The sequence below is a fragment of the Flavobacterium tagetis genome (genome assembly GCF_016735615.1).
Lineage (GTDB): Bacteria > Bacteroidota > Bacteroidia > Flavobacteriales > Flavobacteriaceae > Flavobacterium > Flavobacterium tagetis.
This window is the reverse complement of sequence record NZ_JAERSF010000003.1, coordinates 76,255-101,017: the sequence shown is the minus strand read 5'-3', so window position 1 is coordinate 101,017 and position 24,763 is coordinate 76,255. Positions and strand designations below refer to the sequence as shown.

Genomic DNA, 24,763 nt, shown 5'->3' with positions numbered 1-24,763 from the left:
CAAATAAATCAAAATGTAGTTATCGGCGTGTAATTTATATTATTCTGCTTTTGCGGCGTCCAATAAAATCGCCAGTTGAATACAGGGCGAGTCGGATCGGTTGCTCCACGCGTGGTTAGTTCCGCGCTGAATTACAATATCTCCAGCTTGCAGTAAAGTTTCTTCTTCGTCTACAATCAAATAAATTTCACCAGAAATAATGATAATGTAATCTAAAGTATCGGTCTGATGCATCAGCGGATGCGGTTCTCCTTCTAAGGCTATCACTCCCAAATCTTTATCGGTCGGAATCTGTACGTAACGAAAATAACTTCCGTTTTTTGGCGTATTTGGAAAAGCAGTATTCTCAATAACTTTTTCTTCAAATTTTGCAGGAGTCGAATGTGTAGACCAGATATCAGAAATAATCAAACCTGGAAAATGTTCTGAAACATTCGTTACAACCTCATCTTTTTCTATAATTGATTTTCCGTTTCGTAAACCTGTTACGATTCTTCTCGGAATTGTTTTCATACTATATTCTTTTTTTTTATTTCAGTCAAATAACTTTTTTTTAAACCCGACAATTCCTAAGTTTAGGATAAATTCTGTCGGGTTAAAAACTAACTTAACTCAAACCATTCTTTTACATCTCTTTCGATGTTATCTTTAATCTTCGGATTTTCAAATTCGTTTGAAACCGCATTATATTCGTAATCTTTCTTCCATTTTTTATAATTCGTAGCTATTTTTTCAATCGCATCACAGATATAAAAAAGCTCTTCATTGGTCGTAATTGGATGCAATGATAAGCGAACCCAACCTGGCTTATTGGTCTGATTTCGCTGTAATAATTCATTTGTAATTTCAGTCGATTTCTTTTCGTTGATATTGAACAAATAATGCGCATAAGTACTCGCACACGACCAGCCTCCACGAACCTGAATTCCGAAACGGTCATTTAAAAGTCTCACGATCAAATTGTAGTGAATATCTTCGATTATAAAAGAAACACAGCCAATTCTCTCTGTTGTTAAATCTCCTAAAATAGATAATCCTTTTATTTTTTGAAGTCTAGAAAAACAAAGATCAAGCAGTTCTTTTTCTCTCTTTTTGATATTCTCAACTCCCATTTGCTCTTTTAATTCTAAAGCCAATGCCGTTCTAATAACCTGCAGAAATCCTGGAGTTCCACCATCTTCCCTAACTTCTATCACATCACTATAACAATATTTTCCTAGCGGATTTGTCCATTTTACATTTCCGCCGCCCGGATTATCAGGAAAATCAGATTGGTATAATTTTTCATCGAAAACCAAAATACCGCACGTTCCTGGTCCTCCTAAAAATTTATGCGGAGAAAAGAAAATTGCATCTAGTTGTTCTTCTGGATCATTTGGGTGCATATCGATTTTGACATACGGCGCTGAAGCAGCAAAATCTACAAAACAAAGTCCACCATTTTGATGCATAATTTTGGCTAATTCGTGATATGGCGTAATAATTCCCGTAACATTCGAACAAGCTGTAAACGAGCCAATTTTTAAACTTCTGTCAGCATATTTTTTTATTTCTTCTGAAAGAACTTTTGGGTCGACCAAATTATTTTCATCAGGGGAGAGAATCACAACATCTGCATTAATTTCATACCACGGAACTTGATTGGAATGATGTTCCATATGAGTAATAAAAACCACTGGTTTATCTATTTCAGATTCGTAATTTTTTCTCACTCCCATAATGCGTTGCAGTTTCGATAATGCAGCCGTCATTCCGCTTCCCGTTGTTACCAAAACATCTGATTCTTTGGCATTAACCGAATTTTTAATGATTTCTCTCGCATACTGATAAGCATAAGTAGACGTTTTTCCCGTCTGACTCGAAAATGAATGTGTATTGGCTATCATTGGACCAATTTTATTGAGCATTATATCTTCAATCGGGGCGTATAATCTTCCGCTGGCAACCCAGTCTGCGTAAACTAGATTTTGTTCTCCATAAACCGATTCGAAAATATGATCAATTCCTACTGTATTTTCTCTAAACTTAGAGAAGTAACACTCAGATTCTGTTGGTTTTGTTGTTGACTCAATAGCATTCATATCCTTACCATTTTAAATTAACTAAATTGTATTATTACTTTTTCTTCTTTTGAAACTTTATTAAATTTTATTCTCCAAAAGTGACTTTAATGTAGATTGTAATTCTTCTCCGTGCAGGTTTTTGGCAACGATTATTCCTTTAGAATCAATTAAATAATTACCAGGAATTGCTCTAACACCGTATAATTTGGCAACTGCACTGTTCCAGAAAAGCAAGTCAGAAACATGTGTCCATGTTAAATTATCATCTTGAATTCCTTTAATCCAATTTTCTTTCTTTTTATCTAAAGAAATTGCCACAATATTGAATCCTTTATCATGAAATTCTTTGTAAGCCGCAACAATATTTGGATTCTCTTTTCGACATGGACCACACCAAGACGCCCAGAAATCAACCAAAGTGTAACCTTTCAAATTTTCATAAAGGCGAACTGGCTTTCCGTCAGGATCATTTGCTGTAAAATCTGGGGCCTTTTTACCTACTGCTAATCCGTCTAAAACAATAGCCAGTTCTTTTAATTCTTTCACGTAAGTAGTATTTTGAAGACTTTTATCCAGCAAAGCAATATTTTGTGTAATTTGTTCTGGCGTTAATCTATAAGACCAGTTTCTATATAATACATAAGCCGAAACAATAGATTTTGGATGTTCTGTTATGAATTTACTGATTTCTACATCTTTCGTCTTTTTATAAGTTTCAAACAAATCTTGAGAAGTTGAACCTTCAACTACAGAAGCCGTATAATATTTCTTCGGACTTAGTTTTACTGTAATCGGATCTTTTTCAAGAAAAATATACAATGGAGAACTTTCTGTATTGACGCTCAGTCCATATAACTCTGGTGTTTTTACTTTCGTTTTAAAACTAAAATTTCCGTCTTTTACATTTGCCGAATCTATCGTGGTAAACATTTTATTGTGAAACTTCTGCAAATAGACATATTGTGCCACGGTGTCGACAACAGTTCCTTTTAATTGTAAATTATTTTCCTGAGCTTGAGTTTGAACAGCTCCAAAAAGCAAAGCAAAACCTAATAGTATTTTTTTCATTTTATTTTAGTTTTTAAGATTAGACAAAAGAATTTCAGGCCAATGCCAAAAGCATTAGCGTTATTGCTATTTTTATAAAGGGAATCTGGGAAAGACTAATGTTTTCTCATTTAGAAAAACGCAAAGCTGTTTTCTTCAAAAATGGAATTCAAGAGTTCATAACCGGCGTAAAAAATTGATTCTGCTTTCATAATAAAGATTTTATTGGATGATCTTAAACAGATTTACGGAGAAATCTTTCTTATCTACCCGCATACAGCGGAAGGATTTAGCACCTTATTCGGCAACAGGTTGCTAAGACTTCAATGGGCCTATTCCCTCAGTCTTTCTGGATAAGTATCATTATATAAATTTTCTGTGACACAAATATATATTAATTCTACCGAATTAGTCAAGTTTAAATTGTGTTTTTTTTGATTTTTTTATTTAAAAACATATTTACATCCAATACAAACAGATATAAATCAACACGTTAAGATAAATATTTATTTTTAATGTATCCTTTTTTTATAAAAGAAATTCATACGTTTTACTTTTCAAAGGAGAAAATCTAGTTCGACTCAAATAAAAACATGCAGATATTTATTTTTTTCAAGATTTGAAAAAGCTTCTTGTAATCCGTTTTCAAGGTTTAAGGTAATTAATCGCAATACTTGTTTTAGATCGTTAAAATTATTGGGCTTCACAAAATAACACATTGCTCCAAGGTTGGCTGCAGTATCCATATCATTTCTATGTGACGACGTAGAAATCATTATTACGGGAATATCTTTATAACGTTCCTCCTGTTTTAATTGCTTAAGACATTCCCAACCATTCATAATTGGCATATTTAAATCCAAAAAAACAATCTCTGGAATTATATCCTGATTTTTCAGGGCATTTATTATCCCGCTACCGTTTTCCGAACAATGGCAAACAATACTTTTATCTATTTCTGCCAATGCTTCGCAGAACATTTCTGCATCGTCCTGATCGTCATCCGCCAATAAAATCATCTTTTCTTGCATAATTAAATGTCTTTTGCTTTTTGCTCAAATGGAAGTGTTATAATAAAAATAGCTCCTTTATTAGAAATTCCTGTTGCATTAATACTGCCTCCGTGACGCTCTGCTATTTTTTTACAAAGTGATAATCCTAGGCCTGTTCCTTCATATCGATCCTTAGAATTTAAACGGGTAAAAGTTTCAAAGATGCGTCCTGTTTGATCAAGATCAAAACCAATTCCGTTATCTTCTACTGTAATAATCGCAACTCTCCCACCATTTTCAATTTGCTCAGTCGCTGTAATATTAATTTCTGGTGGAGTTTCTTCTCTAGCAAACTTAATTGAATTATTAATAAGGTTGTAAAAAAGCTGATACAGCAATACTGAAGCTCCCTCTATAGTTGGAAGCTCTTCAAAATAAATTTTACCATTTGATTCTTGAAGTGCAATTTCGAGATCGGCTTCTATATTTTTAATAACTACATTTAAATCTACAATTGTTGCTTTTTGCAAATCGGCATTCATTTTAGAATATGCGAGTACACCATCAATCATATTAAACATCCGATCTGCAGCAACATGAATTCGTTCAATATATTTTGATGAAGATTCGTCAAACTGTCCCTCCATATGATCTTCTAGACGGCTTAAAAAAGTTTTTATTTTTCGCACCGGCTCTTTTAAATCATGAGAAGCAACGTGCGCAAACTGTTGTAAATCTTCATTAGATCGCTGCAATTCTTTGGTACGATCTGCTACTAAAATTTCTAACTTTTCGGTAATAGACTTTTGTTCATGAATATCGGTGCAAGTCCCAAACCAATTGATAATTATACCTTCTTTATCTCTAATAGGCAACGCTTTACTCAAAAACCAACGGTATTCTCCTGTGCTGGCATTTTTTAAACGAAATTCAAGCTGATACGGAAGACCCGCATGAACACTTTCGTACCAAGTTTTTGATACTAAATAAACATCATCTACATGTAATTTTGAAATCCAGCTTGGGTCTCCAAATTCCTGTTCTACAAAACCCGTATATTCGTACCAACGACTATTGTAATAATCAACAAAACCTTCTGAATTGGCTGTCCAGATAATTTGCGGAACCAAATCTGCTAGTTGCCTAAATCGTTCGCCACTTTCTGCAATAACATTTTGAAGTTCTTTCTGCGAAGTAATATCACTTGATGCTCCAAACCATTCTATAATTTTTTCTTGATCGTCTAATATTGGCACCACTCTCGAAAAAACCCAGCTGATAGAATCATCTTTATTAATGACTCTATGCTCCATTTCAAAAATGGATTTTTCTACTATTGATTTTGAAATAAGATGAACGGCCATCTGCAAATCGCTAGCATGAATAAATTTATCCAGCCAATTGATGCCTCGTTCATTTTGATCAGCCAGACTCCCATCTCCTTCTAAATCTTGCATAATCATCCAATCGGCATCCATACGATAAACCAAATCTGATGATGCATTGACTAAAGCTCGGAAACGGCTTTCACTTTCTTCCATTTTTTGGCGTGCCACGACTTGTTCCGTAACTTCAACGGCCACTTGAATCATTCCTGTTATCTGTCCGTCTTCAATTAACGGACGATAAGCCAAATTATAATAGTAGTCTTTTAATTCTCCTGTACGGTTGTGTGGAACCAAAACTTCACTTTGATCAAAAGGAATTCCTTCATTGTAAACTTTTAAAACTTGCTCCCAAACATATTGTCCTTCTAATTCTGGCAAAACGTCAATCAGTCGCTTGCCTATAATTTCTTCTCCGCGACCTATCATTTGCAGCATATGTTTATTGATCTGCTCAATAACAAGATCATCGCCTTTAAGTACTAAAGTCGGGGCTGGCGTTTGATGAATCATTTTTCTAAAACGATTCTCACTTTGCTGTAATTTTTCCTCTGCTTGCTTACTTTCAGTGATATCTCGTGTTGTTCCAGCAACAAACTCTACTTCTCCTTTTTCATTAAAAACGGGAACCAAAATATAATCGTAAATTCTTCTTCCTAATTCAGCATGCGGGAAAGAAACAGTTCCTCTAATTGATTTTTTTTCGGCTGCTACAAAATCTATTTCTCTTTCGTGCATTTCGGCATGCCAATCTTCGTAACCATTTTCAATTAATCCGCGTCCAATTGATTCTTCCGCCGACTTTCCCCACATTGTCAACAAAGCTTTGTTTGCGTAAGTAAATTTATAATCAAGATTAAATACGTAAACCAGATCGGGAGTTCCGTTTATTATAGAATTGTATAATCTTTTTTGCTTTTCTGCATTAAGCAATGCATTCTTAAGAGCAGTTTCGGCGTGTTTCTTTTCTGTGATATCTTCCATTGTTACCACGAGCACCTCATCTTGCTTTACAACAGTAAATTTGAAACATTGCTTGGCGGTTTCGCTACCATACCATTGCTCAAAATTGGCTGCAGTTCCAGTTTCTGCTGTTGCAATAAACTGTTCTAAAATGTTGGTTTCTTTAATTTTAGAGAAAACTTTACTGAATCGTTTGCCTTTGTAGTCCTTGTCGTCGATCCAGTTAATAATATAAGTATTAAACAGCAATATTGAAAAATCTTCTACTTTATCTTTATTATCGTACAAAGACTTTAAAACCGCGATTCCATTTGGTGCAGAATTAAAAACGGTCTGAAAAAGGTCTAAATTATTTATTAGCTCCATTATCGTACTAAGTAAAGGTATTTTTCTAAAGTTGTTTCTATATAAAAGGCATTTAAACTGTTAAATTCTTTCTCAAATATAGAGAAAAACGTTTTTACTTTTAACATTCGTTAAATACTTTTATCTAATCATTAAATCAAAAAAGCTGAATCATTAAAGATTCAGCTTTTTGTCTATTTATTACCGAATAATTTATTTTGCAATAGTATCGGTTCTAACTGTAGTTGTTGAATCCATACTAATTGTATCCACTTCTGGACCGGCGGTATCAATAGTGCTTTGAATAGAATCATTTTCGTATGAATCTATTGTAGTGCTTTCATTCTTTTTGCAAGAAGAGAACGCCACTCCTGCCAAAAGAATCAGAAATGCAGCTTTAGTTGTTATTTGCGTTTTCATAATTATATTTTTAAATGAATATTTTCTTATTTGATTTTATAAAAATAGTCTTTTTTACAAATGTGCTTTTTACACAATTTCAACTGCTTTTTATATAATGCTATTTCTCTTTTCGTTTTATACTATCTTTTTGGGCTTTTACACTATCTTTTTGCACGCCTGTCGCGGGGGTATAAAGAGCGCCATCTTGCGAACTTTCACTAGGTCCGCTTCCTGTTCCAACTGTACTTTCGGATCCATTTTTTTGAGTCGAATTAATTCCTGTAGATATTTTGTTTTCAATTTTTATGCTATCTGTTTTATTTTTCCCGCTGTCAAGTGGCGATACCACAGTTTCTATTTCGTCGCTATAACCATCATTTTTTTTACAGGAACTTAATGCTCCTATTAAAGCTATTACAATCATTATTTTTAATCTCAAAACTATTTTCATAATTACCTATTTTACGATTTATGCTAAGTAAGATTTATGCTAAGTAAGTAGTATTAAAATGGTTCGGCTTATACTATTTATTTTAATTCTTACATAAAACCCTGCTGGAAATCCTATAAAATTTTAGAATTAAAGCTGTAAGTACACTCCAACATTTACTTAGTAGCTTTGAAATGAATGTATTGCATTCTTTAAAAGGATTAAAAATGGAAAATTCAAATCAAAATATAAATGAAGGCAGCATTACTTCTGGTGATAATGTATCTTTCTGGATTGATTCTACTGATATAATTGCCTTCGAAAAACCAAATAAGGATGTTAAAACCGAAGTTCTTATTATCGGAGGAGGTATTGCTGGTCTCACAACTGCTTACAAACTTTTAAAAGCAGGAAAAAAAATAGTTTTAGTAGAAGACGGTTTTATAGGAAGCGGAGAAACCGGAAGAACTACAGCTCATTTAACTTGCGCTTTGGATGATCGATATTATTATCTTCAGAATACTTTTGGAAAAGAAAATGCAAGACTTGCTGCCGAAAGCCATTCTGCCGCGATTGATGAAATCGAAAAAATTATTACCGAATTAAACATCGACTGTGATTTTGAAAGAGTAAATGGCTATTTATTCCTTCATCCTAATGACAAAGAAAAAAATCTCGATAAAGAATTTGAAGCCACTCAAAATGCCGGATTAGAAACTGTTCTACTAAATCATACTCCTTCATTGGCAGAAGCACAGGATCAAAGATGTTTGGCTTTTAAAAATCAGGCACAATTTCATATTTTACATTACCTGAAAGGACTTTTTAAAGCCATTATCAATTTGGGCGGAATTATTTATACTGAAGCACACGCCGAAAATATAACCGAAAAAGGCGCTACTGTAAACGGTTTTGATTTTAATGCCAAATATGTTGTGGTTGCAACCAATACGCCAATAAATGATGTCTTGACTATGCACACCAAACAGCATGCTTATAGAACTTACGTTATTGGAGGGAAAATTCCGAAAGGCAGTCTGCCTCATGCTTTGTGGTGGGATACTGGTGATCCAGAATCTAAATGGGTTGCTCAACCTTATCATTACGTGCGATTGCAAAATTTTGATGATGAACATGATTTGCTAATTGTTGGCGGTGAAGATCATAAAACGGGACAAGCCGACGAAGAAGGAATTTCTGAATTTTCTCGCTATGAACTCTTAGAAATTTGGGCAAAAAAATATTTTCCTCTATTGGATGAAATCAGTTATAAATGGTCTGGTCAAGTGATGGAACCTTTTGATTCTTTAGGCTTTCTAGGAAGAAACCCGGGAGATCAGAATGTTTTTATCATTACGGGAGATTCTGGAAACGGGATGACGCATGCCACTATTGGAGCCATGATTATTTCTGACATGATTCAGGGAATTGAAAATAAATGGCAAGAATTATACAATCCGTCGCGAATTACTTTTAAAGCAATTGGCGATTACATGAAAGAAGCTGGAAATATGGCATCGCAATATCTTGACTGGATTACGGCATCTGATCTTGATAATACAGCCGATTTAGCCCCCGGAGAAGGCGGTATTCTTTCTTTCGGATTACGAAAAGTAGCAGTCTATCGAGATTACGATAAAACGCTCCATGCTTTTTCTGCCGTTTGTCCGCATTTGGGTTGTATTGTACAATGGAATTCAGACGAAAAATCTTTTGATTGTCCGTGTCACGGTTCAAGATTTGCATCTGACGGAACGGTTTTGAATGGGCCAGCTGAAAGTAATTTAAGCAATATTAAAATTAAATAACAAAAAGTATATCGTATGGAAATCTTATCAAAGTACTTTACCGATACTATTACCCAAAAACGGATTGTAATAACAGGCGGCACAACTGGAATTGGCAAAGCAATTGCAGATCTGCTGGTTTCACTAGGCGGTCGAGTTTTTATCTTTGGAAGAGATGAAACCGATTTTTATCACGCAATGGATGATATTAAAACCAAATCATCTAAAGGTGAAATTTATGGAGAAACAGCAGACATTACCAAAAAAGAAGATATTACCAGAATTTGGGAAAGAGTTGATAAAGTTCTAGGCGGAATAGACATCTTAATAAACAATGCCGCTCTGCCTGCCGGAGGGATCATTGAAGGTGAATATGAAGATTGGAAATATATCTTAGAAACCAATATTTTAGGATATATCACTTTTGCAAAAGAAGCAGTCAACAGAATGAAAGGGCAAAAATCAGGTCATATTGTAAACATTGGTTCAATGAGCGCTGAAGCAAAAGAAAAAACAGGTGTTATTTATGTAGCAACCAAAACTGCCATAAGAGGTTTTAGCACTGCGCTTCGCAAAGAAATTAATCCATTAGGGATAAAAGTTTCACATATTGAGCCAGGCGCGGTAACAAGCGATATGCAGCCTGATCCAAAAGAAATTCAAAAAGAAAAAATAAAAGAAATGAAAATGCTAGAAGCAGAAGACATTGCCATGAGCGTTTTATTTTGTTTATCACAACCTATACGTTGTGATATTGTCAGTATGCAGGTAAGACCTCATCTTCAGATTATTTAATTAAAAAACACCCCCACTTTTTCATTTTTTTACTTGAAAGCATCTGTGCAAAATTGTGCAGATGTTTTTTTAATGATCTCAAATTATATTTTTGCTTCAATCAACACTATTTCAAAAAAACAAAGGCTAAACTTATCGATAAGTTAGCCTTTATTTTTTAAAATTAATCTGTTTTTGTGTCTTCATTTCCAAAAGTGCTAATATTCATGTCAGAACTCTTTTTATGCCTTAGTTCTTCATAATCACTATCATCTCCCCAATCTCCAGTATTAGGTTTTTGAACAGCTTCGCTTCTTTCCTTTAAATCTTCATCTATACTTTCCTCATGCGGAAAGTACATATGATATCCTAAAATTGGATCCCAATTTGATTCCTGAGTACGATCTACACCTTCTCGATCTAAATCGCTTTGATTATTTCTTCTGTCCATTTTTTTCTGGTTTACACTTTCTTAAAATTGAAAGCTTGATTATTATTTCATTCGTAATTCAGTAAAATTCAACAAATTAAACCATAAAATTATTATATCATTTTTAAAAAAGTTTATATGATTTCCCAATTAAAAAAAAATTAACATTTTAGAAAAAGAACCGTTTTAAATTCATTCAAAAATTAAACAGCCTGCAAACATAAAGCTTACAGGCTGTTTCTAACAATCTAAAGTTCTGAAAAAAATTCTCTTTAAAAAGTTACCAGTTTTACCCCCAAAGTAAACCAGCGTGATGGTAACGGAACCGCTCCTACCTCGTAATAAGTTGCATTAAAAATATTCTGTCCATCTAAGAAAATGGTAAACTTGTTAATCGCCTGACTTACTCTAAAGTCATTTACCCAATAAGATGGCCCTGTAATTCTTTCGTTGAAACGAGTTGCAAACATTACAGACAAGTTTTTAAACTGATAATCTATTGTGTTGGTAATTTGATGTTTTAATGACGAAATTGCATATTTAGAATATATTTCTGTACGCGCACTTTTGAATTCAGAATCTAGATAAGTGTATGCTAAAAGAATGTTCAATCTAGAATCTTTAGAAAAATCAAATCTGTAAGTTCCACGTAAATTGATTCCGTTTGTATTTAAATCTCCAGTGTTTTGACTCTGCCAAGGCACATTTGTAGCATTACGCATCCAGTCGATATAATTGTCAATTTTTCTGTAGAAATAATTCGCATTCAAACTTAAAGCTCTTTTGTTGTATTTAAATCCGATTTCGCTTTGGAAAGCATTTTCTGAATCTAAATCTGGGTTTCCAACATTTCCTGTTTGTTTCAAATATAAATCTGTAAACGATGGAATTCTTTGGCTTGTCCCTACATTTCCAATAATTTTAAAGGCATCAGTAATAGCATAACTAGCATCGATTCCTGGATAAATCTGCCATTTATAATCTGAATTGTAGTTTAAATATGTTCCGATATTAATGTCTAATTTTTCAGTGAAACTTCTTCTGTATTCTGCGTACAACCCAACGTTTTCGCGATCGTGATCTCCAATGTTTGAAGAATGAATGTTTTCGTTTCTAAATTCAGCTCCAAAACCAATTTCACCTTTAGATAATTTAACTGTAGAGTTTAATTCTCCTGCAATAGAATTTGTGTAATGCTGACTTCTTCCAACAGCTAAATTTGAGTTTCCTAAATAACGGTAATCATCATAATTGTATCTATACGTAACTCTTGGCATAATTTTCCAGCTATCTGTAATCTGATGATTGGACTGAATATTGGCAAAGGTAGTCTGAACAATTTCGGTTGAGTTTTTATCTCCTGGCGCAGCATAAAATCCGTTTGCTCCAAATCCGTTGTTGATGTAGCCTGCGGAACCTAAGATTTCGTTTTTATCATTGATCTGCACATTTCCTTGATAGAAAATTTTATTGTTTTCGAATGCTGTATTGTAACGGTAACCATTGCTTTTATCGTGCGAAGCAAAAAGTATATGCTGTTGTTTTTCTTTACCTAAAACAGCTCCAGCCTGAATTCCTGTTCCGTAAAAAATATCACCTGTATCTTGCGTATCTTTTTCGAAATTAGAACCTGCATAAGTGCTTACCATAAAACCAGAATCGGTTGGTTTTTTAGTAATAATATTAATTGCTCCAGTTAAACTGTTAATTCCGTAAATTCTGGCAGCTGGACCACGAACTACTTCAATTCTTTCAATTGCTTCAACCGGAAGAGGTAAATTTAGCATATTGTGTGCAGTTTGCGAGTCGATTACTTTTGCTCCGTTCAGCAAAACAACAGTCTGCTCAAAACTTCCGCCATCAACACTAATGTCGGCTTGAGTTCCAAATGGCCCTCTTTGTCTGATATCTACTCCGTTAGCATATTGCAATACCTCTTGCAATGTTCTTCCTGGCAGTTTTTTAATGGTTTCGCTCGAAATAACATATACATTTCTGTTTTGTTTAGAAATTGGTGTATTAAAACGGCCTTCGTTAATAATGACTTCATCCATTTGGTTGATGGAATCTTTTTTTGTCTGTGCGTAAAAATTGGTACAAATTACTGCAAAGGCAGCAAAATAGATTTTTTTCATTTTGGTTTACTATTTTTTTGGCAAAAGTAGTTTCTTACCGTACCAATAAAGCATACCAGTTTTATAATTATAACTAGTCCGGATGAATAAATGATCTATTTTGCTAAAATCTAAGCAAAACTGAGAGATATTACTTATAAATCAAATATTTAGCTCGCATTTTTTTAAATGCTACCAAACCTTCTTTCCAGCTATTTCTAATTTCTTCTTCCGAAATTCCGGCTTCAATCTGCTGTTGCAATTTTTCATTTCCTGCACGAATAGCAAATTTTCTTTTGTCGAAAAACTTAGATTTATCAGCAGTGGTCTGATATGCTTTAATAAGCCATTTTATTTCTAATCTATTTATTTTTGGAATTGCAGATAAATCTTCTCCGTTGCATTCCACTCCATTATACAAAGGATCTTTATCACCAAAATTTGGTTTTGGAGTAAAAGCGAAATCACTTTTTGGAAGATATGGCGAACCGTAAATTTGGAACTGCTTTTCAGTTCCACGTCCCATGCTCACATTGGTTCCTTCAAAAAGACATAAACTCACGTATAAATTAATCGCCTGATCGTTTGGCAAATTTGGCGAAGGTCTTACAGGAAGACTATAAGAGCTTTTTCTAGTATAATTTAAACATGGAATCACAGTCAATTTACATTGAACACCATCTTTCAGCCATTTTTGTCCGTTGATCATTTTAGCTTCTTCACCCAAAGTCATTCCGTGCAACAAAGGTGTAGGATGCATTCCGATACCGCTCTTGAAAGCAATGTCCAAAACCGGACCGTCGACAATCGCGATATTCGGATTGGGACGATCCAGTACAATCAGTGGAACATTGTTCTCAGCGCAGGCTTCCATAATGCGGTGCATAGTAGAAACATACGTGTATAATCTCGTTCCAACATCCTGCAAATCAAAAATCATAATATCGATTCCTTTTAATTGCTCTGGAGTTGGTTTATTGTTTTTCCCGTAAAGCGAAACAATTGACAAACCTGTTTTAGAATCGATTTCGTCCGATACATGTTCTCCTGCATCTGCCGTTCCTCTAAAACCGTGTTCAGGAGCGAAGATTGTTTTAATTTTTACTTTTTGTTCTACTAAAAAATCAACTAGATGTTTTTCTTTAGTGATAATTCCCGTTTGATTGGTAACGATTCCAATGGTTTTACCTTTTAACAAAGGGAGATATTTTTCAGAATTCTCAGCTCCCGTTTTTATTTGCTGCGCAAAAGAAACTGCCGAAATTAGTATGCAGATTATGATATTTTTCATGAGAATATTTTTGCTTAAAGTTTTTTCGCCACGAATTCACGAATTATTTTTTTTTATAATCTGTGTGTTTAAAAAACATGCTGAATTACACTAATCTAATATTGAAAGTTCGTGAATTCGTGGCGAAAAAAATCATTTATTAATTTGTCTCCAGATTTTTGCACTAAAATCGTCTTTGTACATTAATCTGTTTGTTCTGGTTGGGTTAACTCGATTGGTCAAAATGATTAAAAATCGGTTTGTGTTTCTATTCATAAAGAAAAAAGTTCCTGTAAAACCCGTATGTCCAAAATCGTCTTTGGTGAAAAACTCATCTGGTTTTCTTTTATCAAAACCTAAACCTCTATAAATACCTTCTTTTGCAAGTGGTGAATCTGTAAACTCTTTTACAACTTTGGCTTTTAGAATTTGTTTTCCTTTATAATTTCCGTTATTCATTAACATTTTACAGATTACAGCAATCGATTCTGCGTTGGCAAACAAACCTGCATTTCCAGAAACTCCTCCAAAAATCGCGGCCGCTTCATCGTGCACATAACCTTTTACAGTATCTTTTCTGAAGAAATTATCTACTTCTGTTGGCATTACATTGTCTATCGAAGTCCATTTTAACGGATTATATCCAATTTTTGAAATGCCTAATTCGGTATAAATTTCATTTGTGAACTCATCGAGTTTTTTGCCCGTTTTCGTTTCAATCATTTGCTTCACCAAAAGCAAATTTAAATCGCTGTACAGATATTTTCCTCTCGGATTTGTATTCGCTTTCGCAATCCTTTCATAAACAGATGGATAAAATTCTGGATTCAGCCACATATTTTTATAAATCTGAACCCAATTTTCTTTTGGTTCAAAAACCAGATATTTAGAATCGTAAACAATATTTTTGTTCACAAACATATTATCAAAAGGCTCAACATATTGCTCCGATTTTTGATTGCTCAATAAAGGCGAATTGTCTGGTGTAGAAAGCAATGCTTGATAAAAAGTAATACTTGGCGTTAATCCAGAAGTATGTGTTAGCAATTCAAAAAGAGTTAAATCGGCAATGGCTGTATTTTTATACATTGGAACAATTTCATCTACTTGATCGGTAAGTTTAATCTTTCCATCACTAACCAAACGCATCGTAACAATCGTTGCTCCTAAAACCTTTGACATTGAAGCCAAATCAAAAACATCTTCTGATTTTACTAATTGTTTTTTAGCATAATCATGATAACCATAATTTTTAGATATGAGATTAGAATCTCCTGTACCTACAATGATCTGAGCTCCTGGAAAAAAACCTTTTTCGAGCGCATTTGTCATCATCGAATCAATATAAACCTCATTTCTTTTTACATCAAAAGATTGCTTTGCTTTTTTCTGTGAATAACCTTTTGTTCCAAGAAAAATCAAGGAAACCATTATAATTTTAATACCAATATTTTTCATAGCACTATGGATTTATTTTTAAGTCCTGTCCCGCCATCAAAGGCTCATTATTGGTTCCTGTGATTTGTATTCTAACTGCTTTTACAGGCTGTTTCGGATAAATTGATGCGTTTCCGTAATCAAAATCAGCTCCTTTTATAAAATCAGTTCCATTGTATGAATATTCCACAAAACCATTATTAATAATGAATCTCGGATGATGTGGAATTCCGGTTAAAACATCTATTTTAGAAGAAGTTACAGGATTGGTAAAAGTATACAAAATCCAGTCGCCATCTTTACAGGCAACATCAGTACGTAAATAAGTTTCTTCATTATAATCTTGCAGATTCGCAATTGGAAACTTCGGATTTTCTGCCATCGACGAAGTCACTTTTACTTCTGGTTCTTGGTATGGCGTACAGTTAAATTTTACATTTGCAGTCGACTTTTTCTCTTCTTTATTTTCTACTGTAAAATCTAATCTGTATGTATTTTTTTCATTGTAATTATCAATCAAAAATCTCAAACGAGGTTTTGATTTTAGAGCTTTTTCATCTTCATAAGTCTGCACTAATTTATCATTTTCAAAAAGCGAAACATTTTTGATTGTTCCGTTTGCTCCATCATCTGTCGGATTAAATGTCAAATACCAAATCCCTTTTTTATCAACATGTTCTGAAATATTTTCAGAAATAGTCAAAACTTCTGCTTTTGAAGTATTCCAATTGGCAACAGGCAATTTCTCAGCTTTCACCGCAGGACTTGCCGAATATTCATTAAAAAATACTCTAAACATATAACGCTCATAATCTTTCGTCTGAATCGGTCCCGTATACAAAGTCGATTGTCTTGTTGGCTCATTTCCGTCTTTATCAAATCTGATAACTGCACCTTCATAAGGCGGCGTTACAGTAATAGTTCCGTTTTTATAAATAGCTGTTGGCGGAAAATCTCTAAAAGCAATTCCCATATCAGCCAATCTTTTTAAATGGCTGTTTGTTAATCTTCCATAAAAATCATCCCAGTTTTTATCTTCTTTTTTAGACCAGCCAATTTCAGACAATGCGCTGATTCTCGGATAACTTTGATATTCCATAATTCTTGCAGGACGATCCAAATATTCGCTCCACAAAGCACCTTGAACTCCAATTACATTTTTTTGTTCTTCTGGAGTTAAATCGGTATCAGGAATTGGTTCAAAAGAATACGCTCTTTTTGTATCGGTAATTGCCGCCCATCGATGGCCGCGTTCTGTTTCTGATTGCGCCATATCATAATACGTAAACTGTCCTGGCATCATGATGGTTTTGTATCCTTTTTTAGCCGATTCAATTCCGTAACTAATTCCTTGCCAAGCAGAAATCAAAGTATTTGGATTGATTTCTCCTCCTTTCAGAATTTCGTTCCATCCATCGGTTTTTTTATGGTATTTGTCAACAATGGTTTGAACCCTTCTAAAGAAATAATTCTGAAGCTGAAAACTGTCTGTAAATCCTTCTTTTGCCATCAAAGCTTGACATTTTGGGCAATGTTCCCAATTGGCACGATTGACTTCGTCTCCTGCAATATGAATATATTCGAATGGAAATAATCCTGAAACTTCTCTGATAATCGAATCCAGAAGATCATAATTTTCTTCGCGTCCTACACACCAAACATTTTTCACTTCACCCTGAACACTTTTTAGTTCCTGCGTAATCGCACAACCCACTTCTGGATACGAAGCCGTTACCGCACGAGAATGTCCCGGAATTTCAATCTCTGGCATTACAGAAATACCACGATCTGCAGCATAAGCCACGACTTCTTTAATATCTTCTTGCGTATAAAACCCTCCGTAACGTTTGTCACCAGAACCGTAAGATGGCAATAAAACTTCGCCAGGTCCTCTCCATGCGCCTTTTAAAGTTAAATCTGGCAACGATTTGATTTCGATTCTCCAGCCGTTATCGTCTGTTAAATGCCAATGAAAAACATTCATTTTATGCGCAGCCAGCCAATCGATATAGTTTTTTACGGTTTGTTTGTCGAAGAATTGCCTAGAACAATCGAGCATCATGCCACGCCAGTCAAAACGTGGATAATCTTCTATTTTTACGAAAGGAACAGAACCTTTTTTAACTTCTTTTGCTGAACAAATTTGCAATAAAGTCTGGAATCCGTTTAAAACTCCTTTATCTGTTTTTCCTTTTACGAAAATTCCGTTTTGGTTTATTTCCAATTGATAACCTTCGTTTGGAAGATCTAATTTTTTATCTACTAGAAATGAAATATTATTTTTCCCGTGTTTTTTCCCGATGGAAACAATTGGATTAATTCCAGTATTTTTTGAAAAATCTGCGGTGATATAATCGATGCTGTTTTTTAGTTTTTTATCGACAACAATTTTTAATGGCGAAGGAAAAACAAATTGTCCCGCACTTTGCTGAACCGATACAGGTTTCGGAATTATATCTAATTTTTGGGCTTGTACAAAACTAAGCGAGCTTAGAAATATGGCTAATAGAAGAATACTTTTTCTCATTTCTTTTATATTTTATTTTATTGAAAATTCTATCGGACTGCTTTCTGTCTGGGTCTGACTTAAAGCGGTGAGCGCATAAACGTAGTTTTCCAAATCTGGATTTGGCACTTCTAATTTTAGAGCCGTTGTCACATAATAAATATTCTCTGGATTTGAGAAATCGGTAATTCTTCCTTTTGGAAATCTGTAGATTACATATTTTTTATCATTTAATGCCGCTTTCCATGTTAAAACCGCTTTCTCACCTTTTTTAGATATTACTGCATTTGTTGGCGGTTTTGGTTTTAATCTTGTGATTCTATTTGCTTCGGGAGTTAAAGCAATGTATTTATATTCTTTTTGAAGAAGTGGTTGTCTCAAAGTATCTCCTTTTTTCAGAAAAGTCGAAGCTGTAAAATGCATTGACCCATCAATTTGAGGCATTTTGCGAATCATTTCAATCTGTTTCACAATTTGGTCGGGACTTCTCCACTCTGGCTCTTTAGCCGAAGTTGAAATTTTATAATCGCCATGGCCAACGTAAACATTTGCTCCATATTTGTGCTCTGCCCACCATTTTGCCAAAACTTCAAAATTGGCGCGGTCAAAACCAATGTGCCAGTATATTTGAGGTGTTACATAATCGATCCAGTTTTCTTTTTGCCATTTTAAGATATTCGCATACAAATCATCGTAGTTTGTAGCTCCAGCAACAGTTTTAGAACCTTCAGAATCTTTGGCAATATTTCTCCAAACTCCAAATGGCGAAATTCCGAATTCAACTTCTGGTTTATTGGCAATAATTGTATCTCTGATTTGTTTGATGATTAAATCGACATTATCTCTTCTCCAATCATCTTTATCTTTAAACTGACGTGGTTCTTTAGCAAATGCTTTTTCATCTGGAAATTCTTGTCCTGCAATTTTATATGGATAAAAATAATCATCCATATGTACAGCCTGAATATCATATTTACGAACAATTTCGCCCACAACAGAAGCCACAAAATCTCTGGTTTCTTTTAAACCTGGATTAAAATATCTGGTTTTTCCGTAAGTCAGGAAAAGATCTGGTCTTTTAAAGTATAAGTGATTTTTTGAAAGCACATCTCTCACGGTATCTTTCTGAACACGATACGGATTCAGCCAAACGTGAACGTTCATTCCGCGTTTTCCTGCTTCATCGATCATCATCTGCAAAGGATCAAAACCTGGGGCAACGCCTTGAGTTCCTGTTATCCAATGCGATGCTGGCTCTTTTGTTGATTTGTAATACGCATCGGCAGTTGGACGAATTTGAAAAATTACAGTATTCATATTATAAGAACGTAGATTATCCAAAATGGCAATCATTTCGTTCTTCATTTCTTTATCTGATAAACCAGGTTTAGACGGCCAGTCGATATTTTCTACTGTAGAAATCCAAGCGGCTCGCATTTCTCTTTTTGGAGATTGCTGACTGAAAATTTTGGTCTGTATCAGCAATACCAAAATCATAATTTTTAGGCTTTTCATAAATTATTATTTTAGGTAGTTAGTATAATATTGTTTGTAGAAAATTTTAACCGCAAAGAACGCAGTGGTTTACGCTATTTTCGCAAAGTTTTATTTTCTTTTTTTTAATCTCGCAAAGGCACAGAGGCGCAAAGTTTTTTCTTTTTTAAGCTTTTTTATTCTTTGTCGGTTATTTTCTCTCGCAGATTTAGCAGATTCAATAGATTTAACTTTTGACAAAAAAATCTTTTTAATCCTTTAATCTGTGGCAAAAAAATACCTAACAGGTTTTGAAACCTGTTAGGGATAACCAACCAAAATTTGTGTATTATGAATTATCGGTAGTTTCGCAATACACTTAACGTTACTTTGTTTTTATATTTTCGTTGAAGAAATCATGAAAAAACAAAAGCTGATATTTTAATGAGTTTTCCCAATATTTGAGATTGTGTTCTCCTGGTCGCTCAATATAGTCGTGATTTATTTTTAGATCGAGCATTTTTGCATGAAGCTCTCTGTTTACTTTCATAAAGAAATCATCAACTCCACAGTCAATAATCAGTTTTAATTTATTGTCTTTTACCAAGTCTAACATATTGGTAACGGTGTTCTGATTCCAGTTTTCTGGGAATTCTGTAATTGAACCTAATCGTTTTTTGATATCCCAATTTTCAGGAAACGGACGAAAATCTACTCCACCACTCATACTTCCTGCTGCTCCAAAAACATCTTGATGTTTGAATGATAAATACAAAGCACCATGACCCCCCATGCTCAAACCTGAAATGGCTCTTGCTTTCCGGTCTGCAATTGTTCTGTATTGTTTGTCCATAAACGGAACTAGCTCTTTTACCACATAAGTTTCATATTTAAAACTCGGATCTATCGGACTATCAAAATACCAGCTTGAATAATTCCCGTCTACACCAACCACTATAAAACCGTATTGATCCACTTGTTTTCCTAGTTCCTTAAAATCTTTTGCCCATGAACGGTAATTTCCGCTATAGCCGTGAAGCAAGTAAACAACAGGAAATGCTTTCTTGCTCTTTTTATAATTATCCGGAACCATTACACAGGTTTTAATATTCTTCTGCATCGAAGGACTAAAAACCTGTAAAGTATCAACCTTAGCAGCTTTAGCCGTAAAAACAAAAAGCAGTAATAAGATTGAATAAATTGTTTTTTTCATAATTGATGTTTTTTTAAATAATATTTCTGAAAAGCACAGGGAAAATACAAAAAATTATTTCAAACAATCTTTTAAAATGGTCACGGGATGCATGGCTTTTCTGTTCGTTCCGTCAAAAATTTGATGGCGACAACTAGTTCCCGCCGCCGCAATTGCTGTTGATGGTTCTGTCGCTCTGATTTTCGGAAACAGCGTATCTTCTCCCATCTTCATACTGATTTCGTAATGTTCTTTTTCATAACCAAATGAACCCGCCATTCCGCAACAGCCCGAATTGTAAATCGTAACGGTATTATTTTTTGGAACATTCAGCATCGCAAAAGAAGCTTCAACTGAGCTTAATGACTTTTGATGACAATGGCCGTGAATTTTGATATTTTTCTCTTTTTCAGAAAATTGATCTGCGTGAATTTTTCCGTTTCCAATTTCTCTTTTAAAAAATTCCTCAATTGTAAAGGTATTTTGGGCTACTTTTTCAGCACTTTCTTTATCTGCAGCCAATCGGAGATATTCATCTCTGAAAGTCAATATAGCTGAAGGTTCGATTCCGATTAAAGGCGTATTTGCAGAAATTATATTTTTAAACGTATTGACATTTTTATTGGCAATTTCTTGTGCTTCTTCCAGAAAACCTTTTGAAATAAAAGCTCTTCCACTTTCTTCATGATCAATTACAATTACTCTGTAACCTAATTCTGTCAACAGTTCGTACGCATCGATTCCGACTGAAACATCATAGTAATTAGTAAATTCATCACAGAAAAGATAAACACTACCATTTTCAAAAGAACTGTTTATGTTACTTTTTTTGTTCTTTTCATACCATTTTCTAAAGGTCTTTGGAGCCAATAAAGGCACTTGTCTTTCAGGCGCAATTCCCATTCTTTTTTTAACGAATGAAAGATTAGAAGCCCAATTGGTAACAGATGGCGCAATGCTTCCCAATTCATTCAATTTTGAATTGAAAGCAAAGATTTTATTTCGGAAAGAAAATCCGTTTGCTTTTTGGTATTGGTATAAAAATTCAGCTTTTAAAGTTGCTACGTCTACATTGCTCGGACATTCGCTTGCGCAGGCTTTACAGCTTACACACAATTCAAAAACCTTGTATAATTCTTCGTGATCGAATTTATTTTCTTTTTCAGAATTCGTCAGATATTCTCTTAAAGCGTTTGCACGCGCACGCGTAGTATCTTTTTCGTTTCTTGTGGCACGATAACTTGGACATAAAGTTCCGCCTGCTGAAGGCATTTTACGGCAATCGCCCGATCCGTTGCATTTTTCGGCAGCACGCAAAACTCCTAAACTATCAGAGAAATCCTGAATCGTTTTTATTTCAGGCTCTACTCTCCCTGCTTCGAAACGAAGGTTTTCATCCATTTTAGAAGCATTTACAATTTTGCCAACATTCAAAATAGTGTCAGGATCAAATGCTTTTTTTACTCTTTTCAGCAGTTCGTAGTTTTTATCGCCAATCATAAACGGCAAAAACTCTCCGCGTAGAATTCCGTCACCATGTTCACCGCTTAATGAACCTCTATATTTTTTTACTAAATGCGCTACTTCAGTAGATAAATTTCTAAACTGATGCAACCCTTCTTTTGTTTTCAAATTTATCTTCGGACGCAAATGCAGTTCTCCCGCTCCAGCATGCGCATAATAAATCGCACTTTGTCCGTGCCTTTCCATCATCGCTGCAAAATCAGCAATATAATTGGGAAGATCACTCAATTCAACCGCTGTATCTTCAATAGAATCGGCTGCTTTGTCGTCGCCCACAATACTTCCTAAAAGTCCAAGACCTGCTTTTCTTACTTCGTTTACTTTGTCAATATCGGTTCCGTAAATTTTTGGCAAGGCATATCCGAAACCATTAATTTGAAGATCTTTAATTAAAGCATCGGCTTGCATTTCGGCATCTTCCATACTAATGTGTGATCCCACTTCGAGCATAATCACTGCCTTTGGTTCGCCCACAATAAAAAATCGGTTTTTAGCCTGTTCTCTATTGGTTTTGGTACAATCTAATATGGTGTCATCCATCATTTCGCAAGTGTACAAATGATGTTTCATGGCTGTAACAACGGCTTCCAAACTTTCTTGAATGGTATGAAAATGCGCCACCACCATAATATTGTTTACTGGTGGCAAATCGTCTACTTTCAAAGTGATTTCTGTCGTAAATGCCAAAGTTCCTTCACTTCCGCAAAGGAGTTTTCCTAAATTGATGGTATCTTCTGTTCCCGAAAAAAGTTTTGATTTCAATAAAACATCAATCGCATAACCTGTATTTCGTCTGTGAATTTCTGGCTTTGGAAATTCTTTTAAGATTTCTTCCTGGTTTTCTTTGTTCGAAAGTTCTTCGTAAATAGTCTTGTAGATTTTATTTTCTAAAGAATCTCCTTTTGTTTTCTCTATAAATTCTTCGGAAGTTAAATCTTTAAAAACCGCCGTAGTTCCGTCACTCAAAACAGCTTTTATTTCTACAATTTTATCTCGGGTAACACCATAACGAATTGAGGTTGTTCCAGATGAATTGTTTCCGACCATTCCACCAATCATACATCTATTGGTTGTTGATGTTGTTGGAGCAAAAAACAGTCCGTGCGGTTTTAAATATAAATTTAGTTCATCTCGAATTACACCAGGCTGAACGGTTATAGTTTTCTTTTTAGGATCAAAAGAAACAATTTTATTAAAATGTTTCGAGACATCTACAATGATTCCGCTTCCAACGGTTTGGCCAGCTAGTGAAGTCCCTGCTGTTCTTGGCGTTATTGAAATCTTATTTTTTGAAGCAAACCGAATAATATTTATAATATCATTTTCTGATTTTGGAATAGCCACGGCAAGAGGCATAATTCTATAAGCAGAGGCATCTGTAGCATATATTTTTTTATGAAGGTCATCATAAAAAAGAGTTCCTTCTAAAGAAGTTTCTAATTCTTGTAATTGGAGAGAATCGGACATTTAATTGGTTCTGTTGCTTTTGGTTCTTTAATACATGTTTTATTTCTACATTTTGCTAAAAGACATTATGCAAAAACAAGACATTCTAAATTTTATTTAGAATTCAATATTTATTAAAGTTCCTTTTGGAAGCATTGAACTTCTTCAAATTACACCTGAAAAAATAGCAAGTGCACGAAGGATTGATTTTCATAAATATATCTGACTAATAAAATTAGTTTTAACAAATATAGATACAAAAAGCATACAAATACATTATTTTGCGTTTTTTAACATAATAAAATTAAGATACCGCAACAAAACGCAAAAATAACGGTCGATAAGTTCAAAATTATAAGATAAAGACTCCAGATTTTCTATATTCATCTAGTCTTTCATCTTCTGGATCTAATTCTGTTACAATAGTATCCAGCTGGGTAAGATCGCAAACGCCGTGTGGCATTTTGGTGTTTAGTTTATTTGAAGCAAACATGGAAACTACTCTGTCAGAAGCTTCTATCATAGCTTTTTTGACAATTGAAATTTCATAACCTACTTCTGTAAGTCCTTGTTTTATATTAATACTGCTGGCTCCAATGAAACAAATATCAGCTTTAATCTTAGAAACTACCTGAATCACATCCATACCAATTGTCACCATTGCGTTTTTCTGCATTTTCCCTCCAATAAAAATCAAATCAATATTTGGATGCTGAGACAATTGCATGGCTATCGGTAAACTATACGTATATATTGTAGCTTTTAAATCGGCCGGAATTAACTTTGCGAAAACCAGATTAGTGCTTCCTCCACTCATTATAATAACCTGATCGTCATGAAGTAATGACAATGCTTTTGACACGATTTGTTTTTTCTGTTCTTCTGCAGTTATAGCAATATCAAAGACATTTGCAGATTTCTCTTTAACCTGAACCGCACCGCCGTATACTTTTTCTAACAGCTTTTTACTGTCCAATTCATTCAAATCTCTTCTTATTGTATCTTCAGACAAATCGAGAGCCAAAGCTAAATCTGTTGTAACAACTTTTTGGTCTTCAATAAGTTTAGTCATTATATATTTATGTCTTTCGGCTTTCAGCATCTTTTTTATAAAAGTTAAAGTTCATCGCAAATATATCAAATATTTCATTCCATATCAGAAAAGAGTCTAAAAACTGCAAAA

The 24,763-nt window shown here is 34.3% G+C and carries 19 protein-coding genes and 1 riboswitch; of the genes, 2 read left to right on the top strand and 17 right to left on the bottom strand.

Translation table 11 applies throughout. The features are described 5' to 3' along the window. Positions 1–39: 39 nt before the first annotated feature. The 7 genes from JI750_RS14575 to JI750_RS14545 form a co-directional block, all read right to left on the bottom strand. The gene (locus JI750_RS14575) at positions 40–513 is read right to left on the bottom strand and encodes a cupin domain-containing protein (RefSeq protein WP_202003345.1); all 474 of its coding nucleotides are present in this window, start codon (positions 511–513) and stop codon (positions 40–42) included. Positions 514–602: 89 nt separating this feature from the next. Further along, positions 603–2,081, bottom strand: coding sequence for an aminotransferase class V-fold PLP-dependent enzyme (locus JI750_RS14570; protein ID WP_202003343.1), 1,479 nt, complete (start codon positions 2,079–2,081; stop codon positions 603–605). Positions 2,082–2,141: 60 nt separating this feature from the next. After that, entirely contained in the window at positions 2,142–3,131 is a 990-nt protein-coding gene (locus tag JI750_RS14565) for a TlpA disulfide reductase family protein (RefSeq protein ID WP_202003341.1), read from the bottom strand. 238 nt (positions 3,132–3,369) lie between these two features. After that, positions 3,370–3,470: riboswitch (SAM riboswitch) on the bottom strand. A 221-nt stretch (positions 3,471–3,691) separates the two neighbouring features. Beyond that, the gene (locus tag JI750_RS14560) at positions 3,692–4,141 is read right to left on the bottom strand and encodes a response regulator (protein ID WP_202003338.1); all 450 of its coding nucleotides are present in this window, start codon (positions 4,139–4,141) and stop codon (positions 3,692–3,694) included. A gap of 2 nt (positions 4,142–4,143) precedes the next feature. After that, on the bottom strand, positions 4,144–6,816 hold the full coding sequence (locus tag JI750_RS14555; RefSeq protein WP_202003336.1) for a PAS domain-containing sensor histidine kinase: 2,673 nt from the start codon (positions 6,814–6,816) through the stop codon (positions 4,144–4,146). Between the two features lie 192 nt (positions 6,817–7,008). Continuing rightward, entirely contained in the window at positions 7,009–7,215 is a 207-nt protein-coding gene (locus JI750_RS14550) for a hypothetical protein (RefSeq protein ID WP_202003333.1), read from the bottom strand. A 100-nt stretch (positions 7,216–7,315) separates the two neighbouring features. Next, positions 7,316–7,648, bottom strand: a complete 333-nt coding sequence (locus JI750_RS14545; RefSeq protein ID WP_202003331.1) for a hypothetical protein — start codon at positions 7,646–7,648, stop codon at positions 7,316–7,318. Between the two features lie 206 nt (positions 7,649–7,854). Between JI750_RS14545 and JI750_RS14540 the strand changes: the two genes are divergently transcribed. Further along, a complete protein-coding gene (locus JI750_RS14540; RefSeq protein ID WP_202003328.1) occupies positions 7,855–9,435 on the top strand; it encodes an FAD-dependent oxidoreductase in 1,581 nt (526 codons plus the stop codon). Positions 9,436–9,450: 15 nt separating this feature from the next. Next, positions 9,451–10,209 carry an SDR family oxidoreductase gene (locus JI750_RS14535; protein WP_202003325.1) on the top strand — a complete coding sequence of 253 codons (759 nt, stop codon included), beginning with the start codon at positions 9,451–9,453 and terminating at the stop codon, positions 10,207–10,209. A 163-nt stretch (positions 10,210–10,372) separates the two neighbouring features. Here JI750_RS14535 and JI750_RS14530 read toward each other — a convergent pair whose 3' ends face one another. The 10 genes from JI750_RS14530 to JI750_RS14490 all read right to left on the bottom strand — a co-directional run bounded on the left by JI750_RS14530 (position 10,373) and on the right by JI750_RS14490 (position 24,682). Next, entirely contained in the window at positions 10,373–10,639 is a 267-nt protein-coding gene (locus tag JI750_RS14530; protein WP_202003323.1) for a hypothetical protein, read from the bottom strand. A gap of 251 nt (positions 10,640–10,890) precedes the next feature. Then, positions 10,891–12,753, bottom strand: a complete 1,863-nt coding sequence (locus JI750_RS14525; RefSeq protein WP_202003320.1) for a TonB-dependent receptor plug domain-containing protein — start codon at positions 12,751–12,753, stop codon at positions 10,891–10,893. A 130-nt stretch (positions 12,754–12,883) separates the two neighbouring features. Next, the gene (locus JI750_RS14520) at positions 12,884–14,023 is read right to left on the bottom strand and encodes an exo-beta-N-acetylmuramidase NamZ family protein (protein WP_202003318.1); all 1,140 of its coding nucleotides are present in this window, start codon (positions 14,021–14,023) and stop codon (positions 12,884–12,886) included. 132 nt (positions 14,024–14,155) lie between these two features. Then, the gene (locus JI750_RS14515; RefSeq protein ID WP_202003315.1) at positions 14,156–15,460 is read right to left on the bottom strand and encodes a serine hydrolase domain-containing protein; all 1,305 of its coding nucleotides are present in this window, start codon (positions 15,458–15,460) and stop codon (positions 14,156–14,158) included. Between the two features lie 4 nt (positions 15,461–15,464). Then, a complete protein-coding gene (locus tag JI750_RS14510; RefSeq protein WP_202003314.1) occupies positions 15,465–17,966 on the bottom strand; it encodes a beta-N-acetylhexosaminidase in 2,502 nt (833 codons plus the stop codon). A 12-nt stretch (positions 17,967–17,978) separates the two neighbouring features. Next, positions 17,979–19,460, bottom strand: a complete 1,482-nt coding sequence (locus JI750_RS14505; RefSeq protein WP_202003312.1) for a glycoside hydrolase family 10-like protein — start codon at positions 19,458–19,460, stop codon at positions 17,979–17,981. A 90-nt stretch (positions 19,461–19,550) separates the two neighbouring features. Further along, complete coding sequence (locus tag JI750_RS22115; protein ID WP_255566638.1) at positions 19,551–19,679, bottom strand: hypothetical protein; 129 nt, start codon at positions 19,677–19,679, stop codon at positions 19,551–19,553. Between the two features lie 124 nt (positions 19,680–19,803). Then, a complete protein-coding gene (locus JI750_RS14500) occupies positions 19,804–20,631 on the bottom strand; it encodes an alpha/beta hydrolase (protein ID WP_202003310.1) in 828 nt (275 codons plus the stop codon). 54 nt (positions 20,632–20,685) lie between these two features. Next, positions 20,686–23,601 (bottom strand): FAD-binding and (Fe-S)-binding domain-containing protein, encoded by a 2,916-nt coding sequence (locus JI750_RS14495; protein ID WP_202003307.1) that lies wholly within the window; start codon positions 23,599–23,601, stop codon positions 20,686–20,688. 331 nt (positions 23,602–23,932) lie between these two features. Then, positions 23,933–24,682: a DeoR/GlpR family DNA-binding transcription regulator gene (locus tag JI750_RS14490; protein ID WP_202003305.1), complete on the bottom strand. Its 750-nt coding sequence runs from the start codon at positions 24,680–24,682 to the stop codon at positions 23,933–23,935. Positions 24,683–24,763: the final 81 nt, after the last annotated feature.

Excerpts from the sequence above, each read along its gene's own strand:
- JI750_RS14520 (WP_202003318.1), bottom strand. The coding sequence starts at position 14,023 with ATGAAAAATATCATAATCTGCATACTAATTTCGGCAGTTTCTTTTGCG.
- JI750_RS14525 (WP_202003320.1), bottom strand. The coding sequence starts at position 12,753 with ATGAAAAAAATCTATTTTGCTGCCTTTGCAGTAATTTGTACCAATTTT.
- JI750_RS14540 (WP_202003328.1), top strand. The coding sequence starts at position 7,855 with ATGGAAAATTCAAATCAAAATATAAATGAAGGCAGCATTACTTCTGGT.
- JI750_RS14565 (WP_202003341.1), bottom strand. The coding sequence starts at position 3,131 with ATGAAAAAAATACTATTAGGTTTTGCTTTGCTTTTTGGAGCTGTTCAA.
- JI750_RS14490 (WP_202003305.1), bottom strand. The coding sequence starts at position 24,682 with ATGCTGAAAGCCGAAAGACATAAATATATAATGACTAAACTTATTGAA.
- JI750_RS14550 (WP_202003333.1), bottom strand. The coding sequence starts at position 7,215 with ATGAAAACGCAAATAACAACTAAAGCTGCATTTCTGATTCTTTTGGCA.
- JI750_RS14510 (WP_202003314.1), bottom strand. The coding sequence starts at position 17,966 with ATGAGAAAAAGTATTCTTCTATTAGCCATATTTCTAAGCTCGCTTAGT.
- JI750_RS14555 (WP_202003336.1), bottom strand. The coding sequence starts at position 6,816 with ATGGAGCTAATAAATAATTTAGACCTTTTTCAGACCGTTTTTAATTCT.
- JI750_RS14515 (WP_202003315.1), bottom strand. The coding sequence starts at position 15,460 with ATGAAAAATATTGGTATTAAAATTATAATGGTTTCCTTGATTTTTCTT.
- JI750_RS14575 (WP_202003345.1), bottom strand. The coding sequence starts at position 513 with ATGAAAACAATTCCGAGAAGAATCGTAACAGGTTTACGAAACGGAAAA.
- JI750_RS14570 (WP_202003343.1), bottom strand. The coding sequence starts at position 2,081 with ATGAATGCTATTGAGTCAACAACAAAACCAACAGAATCTGAGTGTTAC.
- JI750_RS14495 (WP_202003307.1), bottom strand. The coding sequence starts at position 23,601 with ATGTCCGATTCTCTCCAATTACAAGAATTAGAAACTTCTTTAGAAGGA.
- JI750_RS14545 (WP_202003331.1), bottom strand. The coding sequence starts at position 7,648 with ATGAAAATAGTTTTGAGATTAAAAATAATGATTGTAATAGCTTTAATA.
- JI750_RS14535 (WP_202003325.1), top strand. The coding sequence starts at position 9,451 with ATGGAAATCTTATCAAAGTACTTTACCGATACTATTACCCAAAAACGG.
- JI750_RS14560 (WP_202003338.1), bottom strand. The coding sequence starts at position 4,141 with ATGCAAGAAAAGATGATTTTATTGGCGGATGACGATCAGGACGATGCA.
- JI750_RS14500 (WP_202003310.1), bottom strand. The coding sequence starts at position 20,631 with ATGAAAAAAACAATTTATTCAATCTTATTACTGCTTTTTGTTTTTACG.
- JI750_RS14505 (WP_202003312.1), bottom strand. The coding sequence starts at position 19,460 with ATGAAAAGCCTAAAAATTATGATTTTGGTATTGCTGATACAGACCAAA.
- JI750_RS14530 (WP_202003323.1), bottom strand. The coding sequence starts at position 10,639 with ATGGACAGAAGAAATAATCAAAGCGATTTAGATCGAGAAGGTGTAGAT.